Raw genomic sequence first — 17,915 nt, forward strand, 5'->3', positions numbered from 1 at the left:
AGCCAATGCTCAAAAGGATTATCAATGCGTCACTCAAATACCGCTGGCTGGTTATATTATTGACTTTGACTATAAGCGCTCTTGGTATCGTCAATTTTCATTATTTGCCCATTGACGCTGTACCTGACATTACCAATGTTCAGGTTCAGATTAATACTGTAGCCGCAGGACTTACACCGCTTGAAGTCGAAAAAAGAATTACCCTGCCGCTGGAAACGGCCTTAAGCGGTATGTCAGCACTTGATTATAGCCGCTCTCTTTCGCGCTATGGCTTGTCACAGATTACCGTTGTGTTTAAAGATAACACTGATATATATTTTGCCCGCCAGATGATTAATGAACGTCTGCAGGAAGCGCGCAACAAATTACCGCCCGATGTAACGCCTGTGATGGGACCCGTTGCAACAGGTCTGGGTGAAATTGTGATGTATATTGTCGATAATCCCGGCAATCGGCTTGATGCGACCGAATTGCGAACAATACAGGATTGGGTTATCAAGCCGCAATTACGGTTTGTTCCGGGTGTTGCCGAAATTAATACGGTCGGCGGGTTTGCAAAGCAGTATCATATTTTGCCTGATCCCAAAAAATTGATTCGTTATGGTTTGAGCCTCAATGAAATAGTGGTTGCACTGGAAAATAATAATGCCAACACGGGCGCGGGTTATATCGAGCGTAACGGCGAACAATATCTGATTCGGGTTCCCGGGCAGATTCATACCATTAAACAGATTAAAAATATCGTGGTTGCCAGCCACGACGGTACGCCTGTGCATATTAAAGATGTGGCGGAAATCAGTCTTGGCAAGGAGCTTCGAACCGGTGCGGCAACTGCCGATGGCAAGGAAGTGGTCTTGGGTACAGTATTAATGTTCATGGGTGAAAACAGTCGCACAGTGGCTGAGCGAGTAACTCAAAAGTTGGAGCAAATTAATAAATCACTCCCTCCGGGTACCAAAATCGAACTGGTGTATAATCGGCTTAAATTAGTTGATGCAACGATTAATACGGTAAAAAATAACCTGCTTGAAGGGGCGATACTGGTTTGCGCCGTATTGTTGATTTTTTTAGGTAATATTCGGGCAGCGCTTATTACGGCTATGGTCATTCCATTATCAATGTTATTGACCATTACCGGAATGGTCTATGATAAAATCAGTGCAAATCTGATGAGCCTTGGCGCGCTTGATTTTGGGTTAATCGTTGATGGTGCGGTAATTATCGTTGAAAATTGCATGAAGCAGCTTGCCCGCGAACAACAACGAACTCAACGCCTGCTAACCCGTAATGAGCGGATACAGATTACTGCACGTGCGACACAGGAAGTCATTCGGCCAAGTGCCTTCGGGGTGTTAATCATTACTGCAGTGTATTTGCCGGTTTTAACTTTGACTGGGATAGAAGGAAAAATGTTTTTGCCTATGGCTGAAACAGTCATTATTGCACTATTGTCCTCGCTTCTGTTCTCAATGACCTTTATTCCGGCTGCGATTGCTTTATTCCTGAAAGGGCCGATAAAGGAGAAAAAATCTGGCTGGCGTAAACAATTCACGCTTGGTTATAAGCATTTACTGACCTATTGTCTGCAGCGTTGGTTAGCGGTAATCAGCCTGGCCATAGCTCTGGCGGTTATCAGTGTGGTGATTGCCTTTCGGTTAGGCGCAGAATTTGTTCCAAGTCTTAATGAGGGAGATATCGCCTTACATGCCTTGCGCATTCCGGGAACCAGTTTAAGCCAGTCGATTGCAATGCAGCATCAATTGGAAAAAAACCTTAAAAAAGTCCCTGAAGTTGATTTTATCTTTTCAAAACTGGGTACAGCTGAAATCGCGACAGATCCTATGCCGCCCAATGTCGCGGATACTTATATTATAATTAAACCCAAAAAAGATTGGCCCAAACCGCACAAAACAAGAGCTGAACTGATTCAGGCCATTGAGCAGGCGATTGATCAGTTACCCGGTAACAGTTATGAATTTTCACAGCCGATTCAAATGCGTTTTAATGAATTAATTTCAGGTGTTCGCAGTGACGTGGCGGTAAAAATCTATGGCGATCAGATGCCGATTTTGGAAGCGGCTGCGGAAGCAGTGAGGCAAAAGTTACAAAAAATTGCAGGCGCGGCCGATGTCAAAATTGAACAGGCCAGCGGCTTGCCGTTATTGACCCTGAAGATTGATCGCTTATTGCTTGCCCGTTATGGCTTGCAGTTAAATGAAGTACAGACAGCTATTGGTATTGCAATGGGGGGTAAAGTCGCGGGTCAGCTGTTTGAGGGCGATCGCCATTTTGATATTGTCGTTCGCTTACCGGAAAATTTACGTGCGGCTACGGATGTATTGCATAATGTATTTGTGCCTTTACCAATGGCGCCAGATGGCGAGCGCCATTTTATTCCCTTGACCGAGATCGCAACTTTTGTTCAAAGCGAAGGGCCAAACCAGATAAGCCGCGAAAATGGCAAGCGTGTCCTGACCGTAACTGCCAATATCCGTAAACGGGATTTAAGTTCTTTCGTCAGTGAGGCCAAAAAACAGGTAGAAGCAATAAAATTGCCTCATGGCTACTGGTTAGGGTGGGGTGGGCAATTTGAGCAGCTGCAGTCTGCAACTAACCGTTTGTTATTAGTCATTCCGGCGACTTTCTTATTAATTTATGTTTTGCTTTCAATTGCATTAAACAGTGCAAGAAACGCCGGACTGGTTTTCACCGCAATCCCGTTAGCCTTGACTGGCGGTGTGTTTGCCTTATGGTTACGAGGCATTCCGCTTTCGATTTCAGCGGCGGTAGGATTTATCGCCTTGTCAGGAATTGCAGTTCTGAATGGCCTGGTGATGATAAGCTTTATGAACAAATTGCGCGAGAGCAATTATTCCTTATCCGAAGCCGCAATACTCGGCTCAGCTGCACGCTTGCGTCCGGTACTAATGACGGCCCTGGTCGCCTCACTAGGTTTTATTCCAATGGCAATTGCGACAGGCACTGGTGCAGAAGTGCAAAGACCGTTGGCAACAGTAGTGATAGGCGGCATTATTTCATCAACGTTTCTAACACTGATAGTCTTGCCGATTTTATATGTCATTTGGCATCGTAAGCGTTAATAAAATGTTGGGTCAAACGACCCAACACTCTTTTTTTCAACCGGCTCCTACTGTTTAGCCACAGAAAGCCCTTTCAAAATGGTTAACGCCGCATACAATTGATAATCCTCATGCAGCAAAGCATTGTCATCTTTAGCATATTGCTCATTAATCGCCTGTTCGGCAGGATTAGTCGGCGTTGCCAGATGGCCGTTTAAATCGGCTTCGCTAAATCCGGCAAAAGGCGATTTAGCTGCTGCCTCTTTAGGGATTTCCATCTCTTCAATAATAATATCCGGTGTAATTCCTTTTGCCTGAATAGATGTGCCTGACGGCGTGAAATATAAGGCCGTGGTCAATTTAATAGCACGTTTTTCATCCAGCGGCAGCACAGTTTGCACCGAACCTTTACCAAAGCTGCGAGTGCCCAGAATAATTGCGCGCTTATTGTCTTTCAGCGCACCAGCTACAATTTCCGAAGCCGAAGCAGAGCCGTTGTTAATCAGGACTACCATTGGCGCATTATCCAGAATATCGCCGGGATTAGCGATTGCTGTAAAGCGGGAACCTGGCAATCTGCCCTGAGTGTAAACAATTAACTCATTCGGATCTTTCTTGTCATTATCAATAAAGTCATCAGAAACCTGAATTGCTGAATCAAGTAATCCGCCAGGGTTATTACGTAAATCAAGGATCAAACCTTTTAACTTACCGCCAGCCTCCTGTTTGAGCTGGGCAATGGCATTTTCCATATCCTGAGCAGTCATAGCCTGGAATTGGGTCAAGCGGATATACCCATAATTACCGTCAAGTAACTTGCTTTTTACGCTTTTGATCAGGATTTTTTCCCGAACCAGCGAAAAGTTTAGCGGTTTCGGCTCGCCTTTACGCAAGACTGTCAGATCAATCGTCGTACCTTGCTTGCCGCGCATCATTTCGACCGCATTCTGCAGGGTGATTCCTTGGACTGATTTATCGCCTAACTTGATAATATAATCACCCGCTTTAATTCCCGCCCTGAACGCAGGAGTGTCAATTAAAGGCGTTACTACTTTAACTACACCTTCTTCCATGGTGACTTCAATGCCCAAGCCGCCGAATTCGCCGCTGGTTGAAGTCTGTAAATCTTTGAACGCGTCCTCATCCAGATAGGCCGAATGGGGATCCAGCCCGTTTAACATGCCGCGGATGGCATTATTAAATAATTCCTGATCATCAACAGGTTTTACATAATATTTTTTTATTTCATTGATTGCGTTAGAAAAACGTTGTACTTCTTCCATTGGTACACTTTTTTGAGGTCCGTCGGATGTGGAATTTGGAGTTAATGCCCATGTCGGGAATACAAGTGCGAAAGAAATCAATGTAGCCAATGTGCCTGAATACAACGGGTTGTTACGCATATTTTTCTCCTTGGATAGCATGAAACGCAGAGCGCCCATCCTCCGATTACTGTGTAAAGCCAGGTTCATACCCATGAATAGACTTCAAGATGCAGAGAAATTCCGGTTCAGGACAGCCAATCAAGTGGTGGTACAGCTTTTCCACGTTGCCTTACTTCAAAGTATAGACCGTTTTGCCGAATGCCACCGGTATGACCTACTGCCGCAATTTGTTCGCCTTGCAGAACCTGGCTGCCTTTACGCTTAAACAAAGATTGATTGTGGGCGTAAAGCGTCATAAATCCCTGACCATGATCAATTATCAATAATAATCCATAACCATTGAGCCAGTCACTAAAAACTACCTTTCCAGGATAAACTGCATGCACAGCCGTGCCCTCATTGGCAAAAAAGGTAACACCCTGATTTAATTTTTGGGGGTGCTGACCATTGCTGGTAATGGGTTTGGGCAATTTATGCCGCATGGATACAAAAGGCTGTTTTGCTACTGCTATACTTTGCTGGCTTAATGTCTGCAATAACTGGGAAAGATTCTTTTTATTTTTTTCGTATTCAGTGAGCATATGCTGCTTATTCTGGATCTCATGACTGAGCGACTCAATAACGGCTGTGTGATATTTCTTGTTCTGTTCCAGTTTTTTCTGATTCGCATACAGCTTCTGCTTTAATGCTTTCTGTTCATTCACTTCCGCCTGCAGGCTTTGCTGACTTGTGGTCAGATTTTGTTTCGTTTGATCGATACCATCAATTAATTGCAGGCGCGATTTAACCAGATACTGGTGAAAAGTCAGTAGCCGGCTTATGGCATAAGGTTCATCCTGATTAAGGATCCATTTCATGGGTTGATATTCGCCAATTTTGTAGCGGATACGAATATGTTCAGCTAACAGTTTTTGCTGCGCCAGCAATTGCCGGTTTAATTCATTGACCTTCAATTGCAGGCTTAGAATTTTCTTTTGGTTGCCTGCCATCGTTGTCTCAATGGTATGCATTTTCTTAACGCTAAATCCAATTTCTTTCTCAGTGACAGCCAATTCTTTATTGAGCACGCCTCGCTTGTCATTGGCAGTTGTAAGTGTTTCCTTCAACCGGTTAATCTGGCTGTCCAGCTGCTTCAATTTACTTTTTGTCTGCACTACCGAAGGGGTTTCAAGACAATAGCCGGACATGGCATTGCCAATTAATACCGCAGCGCAAAATAATTTTATTACGGGCTTAACTCGTCGCAACATTATCTTTTACCAGTAATGAATGACCCGTCATCTCCGCGGGTTTCTCAATATCCAAAAGGTCAAGCAAAGTGGGCGCGATATCAATCAGGCTGCCTTTGCGGTTATCGTTAATATGCCAGCCGCTGCCTACATACACAAAAGGAACTGGCTCACTGGTATGTGCGGTATGCGCCTGGCTGGTTGTTTCGTCAAACATTGCTTCAGCGTTACCATGATCGGCAGTAATGATTAAGCCTCCGCTCTTGTCGGCAATTGCCTCCCAGACTTTCGCCATACAGCGGTCAAGGCATTCTATTGCTGTTACGGTCGCGTTAAAATCACCGGTATGACCAACCATATCCGCGTTGGCATAATTACAGATGATCACATCGTAGGCATCACTTTTTATCGCATCAACCAATGCATGGGTTAATTCCTCCGCGCTCATTTCGGGCGCAAGATCATAGGTTGCAACCGGCGGAGAAGGGATAAGAATGCGATCTTCATTCTCAAAAACCTGTTCTGAACCCCCGTTAAAAAAGAAAGTCACATGGGCATATTTCTCGGTTTCTGCAATCCTGAGCTGGGATAATCCTTCATGCGCGACGATCTCGCCCAGAGTATTGTTCATTGCAGCGGGCGGGAATGCAATTTCAGTAGCCAGGTTTTTTGCATAACTGGTCATACTGACAAATCGCGACAACTGAGGCCGGCAATTTCTTATAAAGCCATTGAAATCATCATCCAGAAAAGTTTGTGTTAACTGGCGGGCGCGATCGGCACGGAAATTAAAGAAAAAGATCGCGTCGCCGTCTGTAATCGGCTGCACTGGTCCAATCAGCGTTGGCGGGATAAACTCATCGGATTTTTTTTCCTGATAAAATGAATTAATCGCTGTCTCGGCATCATTAAAATGATAATGGCTTTCACCTTCGGTCAGCATGCGGTAGGCAAGCGCGGTTCTTTCCCAGCGCTTGTCTCTGTCCATGGCGAAGTAACGGCCGCTTATGGATGCAATTCTTGCAACTGGATATTGCTCTAATTGTTGATTTAACGCTTTAATACTTGCTAATGCGCTTTGAGGAGGCGTATCCCGGCCATCAAGAAATAAATGCAGGCAGACATTTGAAAAATGCTGTTGCTGGCACATAGCAAGAAAAGCAAACAAATGATTTTCGTGGCTATGAACGCCACCGGGTGATAATAAGCCAAATACATGTAGTGTTTTTTGGGTTTGAGCCAAAGAGGAAATGAGATCAAGCAATACAGGATTGCGGGCAAAATCGCCGGTTTCGATTGCATGATTTATTCGGGTAAAATCCTGGTAGATAACCCTTCCAGCCCCAATATGCATATGACCGACTTCGGAATTTCCCATCTGGGCATCCGGCAGGCCGACTTCAAGCCCCGAAGCATCGAGTAGTTTATGCGGACATGTTTGCCACCATTCATCCCATTGGGGAGTGTTGGCTGCCGCAATTGCGTTATGGCGGTCGCTATCCTGATAGCCCCAACCGTCAAGAATCATTAACACAATCGGTTTTTTTGGCAACATGATTTTTCCCGGCAAAATCTTAATTATCAAAGAAATGATGAAAATTGTATAGCATTAAATTGCAGGGCTGACTCCAATTGTCAACACGTCCTAAAGCAGTTAGACTATCGGCCATTTGTTAAACGGGAAGAATTTGTTGGATAATCGCACTCCCAAACATGTTGCCATTGTGATGGATGGTAATGGACGGTGGGCATTAAAACAGGGCCTGGCACGTGCCGAAGGGCATCGTGCTGGAGCCGAAGCAGTGAAAGCTGTGATCCGGGGATGCGTCAAGCATGCTATTCCAGTGTTAAGTCTGTTTGCCTTCAGCAGTGAAAACTGGACGCGGCCTGAGCAGGAAGTGAGTTTTCTCATGCAGCTGTTTCTGAAATCACTGGAGAAAGAGGTTGCTGAACTGCATCAGAATGGTGTTTGCCTGAGGTTCACCGGTTGCCGGGAAAATCTATCACAGGATTTGCAACAGCAAATGCAGAAAGCAGAAAGGTTGACGTTAAACAATAATCGGTTAATCCTGAATATTGTGATTAACTATGGCGGCCGTTGGGATATCGTAGAAGCGGCTAAAGCCATCGCTGCAAAAGTAAAGGCGAATGAAATCTCGATAGCGGACATTAATGAACAGGTATTTGGCAATGCGTTGAGCATGAATGATCTACCTGAACCTGACTTGTTTATCCGTACTAGCGGAGAACAACGCATCAGTAATTTTTTCCTTTGGCAGATGGCATATACCGAACTGTATTTTACAGAGGTGTTATGGCCTGATTTTACTCTGGAAGAGTTTGAAGGAGCGCTGTCGGTTTTTGCAAATCGGGAACGGCGCTACGGTAAAACCTCCCAGCAATTGGCTGAGTTTTAATTATGTTTATACAACGGTTATTAACCACCCTGATTTTATTACCGCTGGTTCTGGTCGCAATTTATTATGCGGACAGTCGTTTTTTTAGCTATGCTCTTCTTGTGTTAGCCTTAGGTTGTGCGTATGAATGGTTACAACTGATACCAATCCGGCGTATCTGGCTTAAAGCCTTTTTTCTGGGCGCAGTAGCGGCAGCGTGGGTACTGGTTTCCAACGTGTACTGCTGTTGGTTAGCAACGGGTATTGCTGTCTGGGGATTGATTCTGATTGCAATCTGCAGTTATCCAAAACTGCAGAAAATATGGGGGCATAAGGCTGTGACTGCATTTCTTTGCCTGCTTTTGCTGCCATTATTTACCCAAAGTATGAGCAATATTTTTTCATTGACCCAGGGTAAAGCGCTGGTTATTTATTTGCTGTTCCTGGTTTGGGGGGCGGATATCGGTGGTTACCTTGCTGGAAAACTGCTGGGCAAACATAAGTTAATTCCGGCAGTGAGTCCTGGCAAGACCGTTGAAGGGGTAGCTGGGGGTATAGTACTGTCACTGCTGGTAAGCCTGGCCGCAAGTTATTACTTTCAGCCGTTGTCTTTGCTGAAATGGACGGTGGCTGCATTTGGTATCGCATTGGTTTCATTAGTGGGCGATCTGTTTGTCAGTATGTTGAAAAGAAGAACTCAGATTAAAGACACAGGCCATCTTTTACCCGGACATGGCGGTGTTCTGGATCGTCTGGATAGTCTGATTGCGGCGGCGCCATTTTTTTATCTGGCCGTTAACTACATATAACAAAGACATCAAGCTGGACAATAAAATGATATTAACTCTGGTCTATTTCTTTATTGCACTGTTGTTATTGGTAACCATCCATGAGTTTGGCCATTTTATTGTCGCCCGTTGGTGCGGCGTCAAAGTTCTGCGTTTTTCGTTTGGTTTTGGCAAAGTGCTGGCTCGCTGGCATGACAAGAAAGGAACAGAATATGCTGTTTCCCTTTTGCCGCTCGGCGGTTATGTCAAAATGCTTGATGAAGGCGAAGGACCTGTTGCTGAAAATGAACGCCATCTTGCGTTTAACAACAAATCGGTATGGGCACGGATTGCTATTGTGGCAGCGGGACCATTATTTAATTTTTTGTTTGCCTTTGTTGCCCTCTGGCTGGTTATGGTGATAGGAATACGTTCGCTGGCGCCTATGATTGAGCAGGTAACGCCCAATAGTCTGGCAGCAAAGGCGGGCTTGGAAAGTAAAACAGAAATTATTGCTGTCAATGATAAAAAAATTGCTAGCTGGCGCGAGTTTCAATATGCCTTATTGCCTGAAATAGGAGGTGATGGCACGGTTTCTTTAACGGTTAAATCACAGGCTAATAATAGCCGGAAAACGGTTTCGTTACCGCTTGCAGATTGGAAAATTGATGCTCAGAAACCTGATGTATTGGCAAGTCTTGGCATTGTACCATTTATTCCCGGTGTTCCGCCGGTTGTGGGTGAGGTTTTTCCTGATTCGCCGGCACAGGCAGCCAGACTGCTGAAGGGCGATCGTGTCGTTGCCATTGAGGGTAAAGCGATTGATGACTGGCTTGAGCTGGTAGAATTTGTCAAAGCTAATCCAGGAAAACAGATAACGCTGGGTATAGTCCGTCAAGGGCAACCGCAAACAATTGCATTGACCATAGGCAGCCACAATGTAAATGGCAAACAGGAAGGTCTGGTCGGCATGGCATCGCAAATTGTTGACTGGCCAGCCGAATGGTTACGGGTACAACGCCAAAATCCGGTTTCTGCAGTCAAAACTGCGTTAGTACAAACGGCCGAACTGACGGGCGCTACGTTTTCAATGATTGCGCGCTTTATCAGTGGTAAGCTTGCTTTGCAGACTATCAGCGGACCAGTAGGCATTGCTCAGGGCGCAGGTGATTCAGGACGCAGTGGTATAGCCTATTATTTGTCTTTCCTGGCATTGGTGAGCATTAGTCTCGGTGTGTTAAATCTGCTGCCGATACCTTTACTGGATGGAGGACACTTATTGTTCTATCTCATCGAAATTATTCGACGCAAACCCCTTTCGGACGGTGCGAAAGCAGCAGGAATGTATGTCGGGATGCTGTTTTTGGCGGCGCTGATGGTTTTGGCTTTATACAACGATGTTACGCGTATTGTGAATTAAAGCGATTCGCAGAATCAGGGCGGTTGAGATTGATTCCTTGACACCGCTGATGAGTTGCTATAAAAGGATGACAAAATAAAATTTTTTAATGCTTTGAAAGTGCTGGACGTAAAATAATAATGAAAAAAGTCAGTAAAAAAATAGTATTGGGTATCTGCTGTTCAACCATGCTTACCTGGTCAGCGCAAATTTGCGCTGACAATGGATTTATTGTCCGGGACATCAAAGTAACTGGTTTACAAAGAATTAGTGTTGGTACCGTTTTAAACTACTTGCCTGTTCAGGTGGGTGAAGAGGTAGATGCTTCATCGACCGGCGAGATTATCCGAGCCCTCTACGATACCGGTTTTTTCCAATCAGTATCGCTTGAGCGGCAAGGGAATACGTTGATTGTCGATGTGGTAGAGCGAGCAACCATCGGCAGCATTAATATTGTGGGTAATAAAGAAATTCCCAGTGATAAAATGAAAGAGCTGCTTAAACAGATGAGTCTGGTTAAAGGCCGTGTCTTCCAACGATCCTCTCTGGAGCGGTTAGAAAAAGAATTAAAACAGGCTTATAACGCTCGAGGCAAATACAATGCCCGGATAGAAACTACCGTAACGAACCTGACTGAGAATCGAGTAGCGATTACTGTTGATATTTCTGAAGGACGGGTATCACGAATCAAAGAAATCAAATTTATTGGCAACCACGATTTCTCAAGCAGTGAGCTGATGGCTGAGATGTCGCTGTCGACAACTGGCTTGTTCACCTATTTCACCAAAAAAGATCAATACTCCAAGGCAGCGATGGATGCTTCTCTGGAATCTATCCGTTCATTTTACCTGGATCGCGGCTATCTGAAATTTAATGTTGTTTCTTCGCAAGTGATGTTATCGCCAGATAAAAAAGACGTGTACATTAATATTTATGTTAACGAAGGTCCGCAATACCGTTTTTCAGGTTACGATATCGCTGGTAAAACTGTTGTCTCTAAAGAACAGATTGATGACTTGGTATTGGTCAAAAAAGGCGAAGTATTCTCTCGCAAGAAAGTTACCGAAAGTATTTCAGCAATTGGATTGGCATTAGGTAATCATGGCTATGGCTTTCCTGCAATCAATGCCGAACCGCGTATTAACGAAAAAGACAAAACGGTATTTATTACGTTCGTGGTGGATCCGGGACGCCATGTATATGTAAGGCAAATCAACTTCCATGGTAACACCAAAACAGGCGATTATGTGCTTCGTAACATTATCCGTCAGAATGAAGGCGGTTTACTGTCCTTGCATAATATTAAAGAATCCGAGCGCCATTTGAAAATGCTGGGTTATCTGAAAAATATTAATGTGAATACAACGCCGGTACCCGGTACAAACAACCAGGTGGATCTGGATATTCAGGTTGAAGAAGCGCCTTCGGCCGAGGCAAGTGCATCAGTCGGCTATGGTACTAACGGTCCGCAATTAAATGCATCGGTTAATCAACATAACTTTATGGGAACTGGCCGTTCGATTGGTTTTTCCTTCAATGCCAGTTACTGGGGGCAGGATTACTCGCTGAATTATTATAATCCCTTTTATACTGACACCGGTATGGGGCGCGGTTTTAACGTCTATTTTATGAAAATGGATCCAAAGCACCTTGATGTTGCTTCTTATTCTTCAGATCGCGTAGGCGGTGATGTTAACTATAACCTTATGGTTAGTGAAAATAGCAGCTTGCAATTCGGGTATGGTTTCCAGAACATGAATATTCGTTCTGTCGGGGTAGTGCAGCAGATTCAGAATTTCGTTAACCTTTATGGTACCAATTTTAACGAAGTCAGACTGGCTGGCGGTTGGAATCGTAACACCTACGATCAAATGCCTTATCCAAATCGCGGTAGTAATCAACAAGCAACTTTACTGATTGCTTTACCTGCCAATTCGCAGTCGCTTTCATATTACAAAACATCCTATCTGGCGCATGTTTACCAGCCGTTATTCCATGGCTTCACTCTGTCAGTGCTGGGAAATATTGCTTATGGTAATGGCTGGGATCATCAGGGATTGCCTTTCTTCGAGAACTACTATGCGGGTGGTATTGCTTCACCTGGCCAGGTGCGTGGTTATGAAAGTTTTTCTCTGGGTCCGAAAGATAGCCTGAATAATGCTATGGGCGCCAACTTCCTGGTGAATGGAAGCATTGGCCTGATTCTGCCATATCCCTTAAGCCGGGATAATATCCGTACAACGACATTTGTCGATGCGGGTAACGTATTTGTACGTGGCACTCCGGTTGCGCTCAGTGGTACAGATCCTGGTCCGATGCGTTATTCTGCCGGTGTATCGGTCGAGTGGCGATCGCCGTTTGGACCTTTGGCATTCAGTGTTGCGAAACCGCTGAACTTACAACCCAGAGATGATAGTCAGTACTTCCAGTTTTCGATGTCTTCAGCGTTATAACCACGCGTTATAATTCGCTGCGGCTTATCGCAACTGGCCTAAAAGTATGCTAGCATCGAGGTCTTTCAATCAGGAGAAAAAAATGAAGCGTGTGTGTGGTTATATTATTGCATTTGTGTTTGGTTTTTGTGCAATTAATGCCTATGCTGATCCGGCAAAAGTAGGCGTTGTTGATTTACAGAAAATCATGCAAACTTCAAGTCAGATGAAAGCTATCCAGCAAAAACTGGAAAAAGAATTCAAACCCCGTCGTGACAAATTGGTAGCGATGGAAGATGGCTTGAAAAAAGACATGGAAAAATTCAAGCGTGATAGCGCTATCCTTAGCCAAAGTCAGAAAAAAGAGCTGGAAAGAAAAATCATTGCTACCCAGCAGACTTTTGAACGTGAAGGCCAGCAGTATCAGCAAGAGTTGAGCACTGCCCATAACGAAGCAATGGAAGATTTATACAGTAAAATCCGTAAATCAATTACTAAAGTTGCGGAAGCTGGTAAATACGACATTATTCTGCAGAAAGACGCTGCACCATTCAGTGTTGATAAGCTGGATATTACTGCAGAAGTTATGAAAAGCATCGAATAAAACCAAGTGGGCAATATTAAAACTGTTGCCGAATTGGCCAACGTACTGAATGGCTCTGTTCATGGTAACCATGGACAAGCTATTCAGGGCTTCGCATCTTTAAAACGTGCCAATCAAAACCAGCTGACCTGTTATGACGGTAATTCCCCGCTTGACTGGTTGACTCAGACGCAAGCCGGAGCGGTTCTGACTCTCTCCCAGTTCCTGGAGCATTGCTCCACCAATGCCATTGTGGTAGATAACCTGCAACCGGCAGTCGCCCGAGCGCTCTCTCTTTTCAGCATGGCTGATGATCATACGTTGACAGGCACCATCCATCCAACAGCGGTTATTGATGGTAGTGTAACCATTGCTGATAATGTTTCGATCGGCGCGAATAGTGTTATTGGCGCGGATGTTATATTGGCGGAGAATGTTAAAATTGGTCCCAATTGTTCAATAGCTCCTGATTGTTACATAGGTGAACGCACAGTTGTTAAAGCGAATACAGTCATTGGCAGGTATTGCCATATCGGTTCAGATTGCCTGATTGAAAGCGGGGTGATTGTCGGGACTCAACCTTTTAATGGTTGTAAAATCCAAGGGCAGTGGCAAGCAGGTTTAAACAGTGGCGGGGTTTTTATTGAATCAGCAGTAACCATTGGTGCAAACACAGTTATTGCTGCCGGAACTTATAACGATACCTGTATTGGCCAGGGTACCTGGATTGATAACTTGGTACATATTGCACATGATGTTATTATTGGCGCACACACGGCAATAGCCGGGTGTGCAGTTCTTGGCGCCTGGGTACAAACAGGTAAACATTGTATTATTGGTGGTGCGTCAACCTTGGCTGCGAATGTCAGACTTGGTGATGACATCGTAATTACCGGTATGTCCAGTGTTAACAAATCGCTTGCAAAGCCAGGAATTTATTCATCGGGTACTATGGTGAGCGAACATAATCAGTGGCGGCGTAATGTTGCACGTTTTCGCCGTTTGGATGATTATATCAATCGGTTTGTCAGGCTGGAAAAAGACTGGCTGGCAAAAAGTAATTATCAGGATTAAGCAATCCTGACTGGTAAACGCAATATTTGAAGAATTAGATGAGGAAGCATATGAGTGAGGGCATAGATATAACAAGGATTCTTGCGCTTTTGCCGCACCGTTATCCATTTATTCTGGTTGACCGTGTTTTGGAATACAAAACGCTTGATTATTTGCATGCGATAAAAAATGTGACAATTAATGAGCCATTTTTTCCGGGACATTTTCCAGGTAACCCAATTATGCCCGGTGTGCTGATGCTGGAAGCTCTGGCGCAAGCAAGTGCGATTCTGTCCAACTTGTCACGCACGCCAAAAGATGGGCATGAGTTTATCCATTTTTTTGCTGGCATTGATAATGCCAAATTCAAGCAAATTGTTATTCCTGGCGATCAGTTGCGGCTGGAAGTCAAATTAATTGGTCAGAAACGAGATTTTTGGCGTATGCATGGCGAAGCGTTTGTAGGTGATAAGCTGGCATGCTCGGCAGATTTGTTAAGTGCATCGAAGGAAATTGAAAAGTGATAGATGAAAGCGCAAAGATCCACCCGGAAGCAAAAATAGGCGAAGGGGTGTCAATTGGCCCTGGTTGCTACATAGGCGCAAATGTGGAAATTGGTGACGGTACATGGATTGGCCCGCATGTTGTTATCCAGGGGCCAACCGTCATTGGAAAAAATAATAAAATATTTCAGTTTGCCTCGGTAGGCGATGAACCGCAGGATATTACCTATAAAGGCGAACCAACCCGTCTGGAAATTGGCGATAACAACATTATTCGTGAATATTGCATGATTAGCCGCGGCACCGTGAAGGGTGGAGGACTGACTCGCGTAGGCAGTAATAATTACCTGATGGCATATTCACATATCGGCCATGATTGTATGGTTGGCAATAACATCATTATGGTTAATTATTCTGCATTGTCAGGGCACGTAATCATTGATGATTTTGCCATTATCGGCGCGTATGCCGCTGTCCATCAGTTTTGCCAGGTTGGCGCTTACGCGTTTATCGCACGTGCGACTTATGTGACCAAAGATGTTCTGCCATATGTTATGATCGCAGGCCATACTACTTCGGCATGCGGTATTAATACCGTCGGATTAAGGCGGCGCGGGTTTTCATCTTCAGCAATTGATGGCTTACGCCGGGCCTATAAAATTATTTTCCGTAAAGGATTAACTGTCCAACAGTCCGTTGCCGAGCTGGAATTGATGCAAAATGACTGTCCAGAAGTCATTCCAATGATTGATGCTTTGAATCAATCTACCCGTGGTATCGTGAGATAAGTAATGCCAGGCGAAGGGCTTCTGAAGCGCTTGCCTGGCTTGAGAATATAATTATTTATGGGTGAAACATGCTAGATCCTCAATTACTCCGTGATAATCCTCAGTATGTGGCTGATTGCCTTGCGAAACGTGGGTTCAAATTTGACGTTGCCGCTTTTTCACGTTTGGACGAAGAGCGTAAAAAACTGCAGGTTGCAACCCAGGCTCTGCAAAATGAAAGAAACCAGCGTTCGAAAGAAATCGGCGCTGCCAAAGCGCGCGGTGAGGACATTGAGCCCATGCGCGAAGCGGTAAATCGCCTGGGTGTAGAGCTTGAGCAGACAAAAAATGATCTTGAACAAATATTAAGCAAAATTGAAGCAATCACGTTGAGCCTGCCTAATATTACCCATGAGTCAGTTCCAGTGGGCGAGGATGAAACAGGGAATGTTGAGGTAAGAAAATGGGGTACTGTTCCAACTTTTGATTTTCAGGTCAAATCACATGATGAACTGGGTGAAGCCCTGGGGCAGCTTGATTTTGCCCTGGCTGGCAAGATAACAGGCAGCCGATTTGTTGTTATGAAAAATAGTCTGGCAAAACTTCATCGCGCCTTAATCCAGTTTATGCTGGATATCCATACTTCGGAGCATGGCTATCAGGAAATCTATGTGCCTTATATTGTCAATGCCGACAGTTTGCTGGGTACAGGTCAGCTGCCAAAATTTGAAAATGATTTGTTTAAACTGAATGGCGAAAACAATTATTATTTAACTTCAACTGCTGAAATTCCAGTAACCAATACAGTACGGGACGCTATTCTGACGCACGAAAGTTTACCTATCCGTCATGTTTGTCATTCTCCCTGTTTCCGCAGTGAGGCCGGTTCCTATGGCCGGGATACCAAAGGGATGATTAGACAGCACCAATTTGAGAAAGTGGAACTGGTCTGGATTACAACGCCTGAGCAATCCTATCAGGCTCTGGAAGAGCTGACTCGCCATGCTGAAACCATTTTACAGCGTTTGAATCTGGCTTACCGGGTGTTGACTTTATGCACTGGCGATACTGGCGCAGGCTCTGCCAAAACCTATGATTTGGAAGTCTGGCTGCCGAGCCAGAATACGTATCGTGAAATTTCTTCCTGCTCAAATATGGAAGCTTTTCAGGCTCGCCGAATGAAAGCGCGATACCGTCATCCAGAAACTCAGGAAACCCAATTAGTTCACACCTTGAATGGTTCTGGTCTGGCAGTAGGGCGCACATTGGTTGCAATTATGGAAAATTATCAGGATAAAGAGGGGAATATCCATATTCCACAGGCATTGCAATCTTATATGGGCGGCCAGAAAGTTATTTCGGTTTAACTGAAAAAAATGGAATTGGATTGCTTCAGGCAAAGCAATCCAATTCGAAGCTTTGTTAACTGCACATAATTTGTAAACCCACGGATGGTGTGCTAATTATAATTAATCCCCGTTAATAAAATCACAGGATTTATTCAAGAAGAAGAGGATAGCTATGGAACAGCAGAAAATAACAAAATCAAAATTCATAGCAGCATGTTCTGCATTGACCTTTGCCTCATTAACCAGCTTTAGCCAACCCGTTTCTGCCGCTGTAGCAAGCGGACAACTGGTCTTGATTAACTCGCTCGCTATGGTAGTGAATGGTAGTGCCGGCGGTTCGGCATCAAGTATTATGGTGCAGGTCAGTGATTCAACGGGCGTTTGTTCGACAACGTCCTCGTTAAATTACGGCGGGGTAGTCGTTGTGCCGTGGAATTCTGCAAATCCTCATTCAGCCACAAAATGCACCGATATAACCAGTGTTGCCGTTACCCCCTTAAAAAACAACAGTGGTTATGTGCAATATGACACTACTGCTAATCCAATTCCTCCTGTTATTGCAACAGGCCCGACCGTTTTTCTCGCACCAACAACACCGATTGCCAATACTGTGCTCATTGTTACAGGCGGTTCTTCGCCAGCAATGGTAAATAGCACAACCTCCTGGGGCGCTGCAGGCGGCACGCCGCCAGTTTATCTGTCGTCAAACGGCAGTATTTCTGTAACGGGTATAATGGGCGGCGTGGGAATGATCGGCGTTAAAGCTGAAACTCGAATGTTAAAATACGGCATAAGACCGATTTTAAATTCGATGGCAGCGAATTAAAATTGTAAAATCAGCGTAGGTTGGGCTGTAAAGCCCAACAACAGTGTTTAATACAGGATCAAGTGTTGGGCTTTACAGCCCAATGGCGCTGCCTTAAGCTGTACAAAAATTGCGATATAGAAAAAAAGAGCTAAATATATATAGAA

The 17,915-nt window shown here is 44.6% G+C and carries 14 protein-coding genes; 11 read left to right on the plus strand and 3 right to left on the minus strand.

Going from position 1 to position 17,915, the window contains the following annotated elements; genetic code table 11:
* The first annotated feature begins 5 nt into the window (after positions 1–5).
* Positions 6–3,101, plus strand: a complete 3,096-nt coding sequence (locus ACFORL_RS11545) for an efflux RND transporter permease subunit (protein WP_382344168.1) — start codon at positions 6–8, stop codon at positions 3,099–3,101.
* 47 nt (positions 3,102–3,148) lie between these two features.
* Here the strand turns inward: ACFORL_RS11545 and ACFORL_RS11550 are convergent, their stop codons facing one another.
* From ACFORL_RS11550 to gpmI, 3 genes are all read right to left on the minus strand, one after another.
* On the minus strand, positions 3,149–4,483 hold the full coding sequence (locus ACFORL_RS11550; protein ID WP_382344170.1) for a S41 family peptidase: 1,335 nt from the start codon (positions 4,481–4,483) through the stop codon (positions 3,149–3,151).
* Between the two features lie 107 nt (positions 4,484–4,590).
* Positions 4,591–5,715 carry a murein hydrolase activator EnvC family protein gene (locus tag ACFORL_RS11555; RefSeq protein WP_382344172.1) on the minus strand — a complete coding sequence of 375 codons (1,125 nt, stop codon included), beginning with the start codon at positions 5,713–5,715 and terminating at the stop codon, positions 4,591–4,593.
* Positions 5,699–7,249 carry a 2,3-bisphosphoglycerate-independent phosphoglycerate mutase gene (gene gpmI, locus ACFORL_RS11560; protein ID WP_382344174.1) on the minus strand — a complete coding sequence of 517 codons (1,551 nt, stop codon included), beginning with the start codon at positions 7,247–7,249 and terminating at the stop codon, positions 5,699–5,701. The genes ACFORL_RS11555 and gpmI overlap by 17 nt, the downstream gene beginning before the upstream one ends.
* A gap of 136 nt (positions 7,250–7,385) precedes the next feature.
* Here gpmI and uppS point away from each other — a divergent pair, with 136 nt between their 5' ends.
* The 10 genes from uppS (at position 7,386) to ACFORL_RS11610 (ending at position 17,769) form a co-directional block, all read left to right on the plus strand.
* Entirely contained in the window at positions 7,386–8,111 is a 726-nt protein-coding gene (gene uppS / locus ACFORL_RS11565; RefSeq protein WP_382344176.1) for a polyprenyl diphosphate synthase, read from the plus strand.
* Between the two features lie 2 nt (positions 8,112–8,113).
* On the plus strand, positions 8,114–8,899 hold the full coding sequence (locus ACFORL_RS11570; RefSeq protein ID WP_382344178.1) for a phosphatidate cytidylyltransferase: 786 nt from the start codon (positions 8,114–8,116) through the stop codon (positions 8,897–8,899).
* Between the two features lie 25 nt (positions 8,900–8,924).
* Positions 8,925–10,277 carry an RIP metalloprotease RseP gene (rseP, locus tag ACFORL_RS11575; RefSeq protein WP_382344180.1) on the plus strand — a complete coding sequence of 451 codons (1,353 nt, stop codon included), beginning with the start codon at positions 8,925–8,927 and terminating at the stop codon, positions 10,275–10,277.
* Positions 10,278–10,396: 119 nt separating this feature from the next.
* On the plus strand, positions 10,397–12,709 hold the full coding sequence (gene bamA / locus ACFORL_RS11580) for an outer membrane protein assembly factor BamA (protein WP_382344183.1): 2,313 nt from the start codon (positions 10,397–10,399) through the stop codon (positions 12,707–12,709).
* An 82-nt stretch (positions 12,710–12,791) separates the two neighbouring features.
* Positions 12,792–13,292 (plus strand): OmpH family outer membrane protein, encoded by a 501-nt coding sequence (locus ACFORL_RS11585; protein WP_382344185.1) that lies wholly within the window; start codon positions 12,792–12,794, stop codon positions 13,290–13,292.
* A gap of 6 nt (positions 13,293–13,298) precedes the next feature.
* Positions 13,299–14,345 carry a UDP-3-O-(3-hydroxymyristoyl)glucosamine N-acyltransferase gene (locus ACFORL_RS11590; RefSeq protein ID WP_382344187.1) on the plus strand — a complete coding sequence of 349 codons (1,047 nt, stop codon included), beginning with the start codon at positions 13,299–13,301 and terminating at the stop codon, positions 14,343–14,345.
* Between the two features lie 50 nt (positions 14,346–14,395).
* Positions 14,396–14,848, plus strand: a complete 453-nt coding sequence (gene fabZ, locus ACFORL_RS11595) for a 3-hydroxyacyl-ACP dehydratase FabZ (RefSeq protein WP_382344189.1) — start codon at positions 14,396–14,398, stop codon at positions 14,846–14,848.
* Positions 14,845–15,615, plus strand: coding sequence for an acyl-ACP--UDP-N-acetylglucosamine O-acyltransferase (lpxA, locus tag ACFORL_RS11600; protein ID WP_382344191.1), 771 nt, complete (start codon positions 14,845–14,847; stop codon positions 15,613–15,615). The genes fabZ and lpxA overlap by 4 nt, the downstream gene beginning before the upstream one ends.
* Positions 15,616–15,683: 68 nt before the next feature.
* Positions 15,684–16,961 carry a serine--tRNA ligase gene (gene serS / locus ACFORL_RS11605; RefSeq protein ID WP_382344193.1) on the plus strand — a complete coding sequence of 426 codons (1,278 nt, stop codon included), beginning with the start codon at positions 15,684–15,686 and terminating at the stop codon, positions 16,959–16,961.
* 154 nt (positions 16,962–17,115) lie between these two features.
* Positions 17,116–17,769, plus strand: a complete 654-nt coding sequence (locus ACFORL_RS11610; RefSeq protein ID WP_382344200.1) for a hypothetical protein — start codon at positions 17,116–17,118, stop codon at positions 17,767–17,769.
* Positions 17,770–17,915 lie beyond the last annotated feature (146 nt).

Source organism: Legionella dresdenensis (genome assembly GCF_042649825.1).
Taxonomy (GTDB): Bacteria; Pseudomonadota; Gammaproteobacteria; order Legionellales; family Legionellaceae; genus Legionella_C; species Legionella_C dresdenensis.